Genomic DNA, 1,101 nt, shown 5'->3' with positions numbered 1-1,101 from the left:
CCGCCAGTCCAAGGCCGTGGCCTACACCAGCCCGGAGCTGGAGCAGGACCTGGAGAAGCTGGCCATCCCGGCGGGCACGCCCGGGTTCGAACACCAAGATGCCGGGCAGGCCGTGACCTGGCTGGCCGGGCAGATGGCCCTGCATCGGGTGTGGCAGCGCTTCGGCGGTTAGTTCGCCAAACAACGCAAGACGACCTGGGGCCGTGGATCCGTGTGGGGGTCCACGGCCCCAGGTTCATTTGCCGTACCGGCCCCGGGTGGGCAGCGAGCGCCGCCAAACGGGGTGTGAGTCAAATAAATAGAGGCACCAACGACGTGGCGTTGGTGCCTCTATTTATTGGCGGGCTGTGCCGCCGTCAGGCCGTTGCGGCCAGCTGCCGGCTACGGCTGGTTCTGTCCGCCGTTGACGTGGATCGTGGACCCGACCACGTAGGAGGCGTCGTCGGAGGCCAGGAACACGTAGGCCGGAGCCACCTCCACCGGCTGACCGGCACGGCCGAGCCAGGTATTGTGACCGAACTTCGGCAGCTTCTCGATGGGCTGGCCATCGGAGGGCTGCAGCGGCGTCCAGATCGGTCCGGGAGCCACCGCGTTCACGCGCACGCCGCGTTCGGCGGCCTGCTGCGCCAGACCCTTGGTGAAGTTCGAGATCGCGCCCTTGGTGGCCGCATAGTCCAGCAGGTGCGCGGAGGGTTCGAACGCCTGGATGGAGGTGGTGTTGATGATTGACCCACCCTCGCCCAGGTGCTTCAGGGCGGCCCGGCTGAGGGTGAACATTGTCAGGATGTTCACGTCAAAGGTCGCCTCCACCTGCTCATCGCTCAGCTGGTCGATGGACTCGATGCTGATCTGCTTGCCGGCGTTGTTCACCAGGATGTCCAGCCCGCCCAGGGCCTTGACCGCCTCGTCCACCAGCGAATCACGGTAGCTGCGGTCCCGCAGGTCACCGGGCAGGTGGTGCACCTCCACACCGGCTTCCTCCAGCACCTGCGCGATGCTCAGTGCGTCGCTTTCCTCCTGCGGCAGGTAGGCCAGCGCCACGTCGGCGCCCTCGCGGGCAAACGCGATGGCCACGGCCGCGCCGATGCCGAATCACCGCCG

1 pseudogene is annotated in these 1,101 nt (G+C 67.3%); it reads right to left on the bottom strand.

Annotated features, from left to right (window positions below):
• Positions 1 to 381 precede the first annotated feature (381 nt).
• Positions 382 to 1,089, bottom strand: a pseudogene (locus JCM19049_RS15075) (SDR family oxidoreductase); the annotation flags it as partial.
• Positions 1,090 to 1,101 lie beyond the last annotated feature (12 nt).

It is taken from the genome of Arthrobacter sp. JCM 19049, from assembly GCF_001310435.1.
This window is presented reverse-complemented; position numbering and strand designations above follow the sequence as displayed.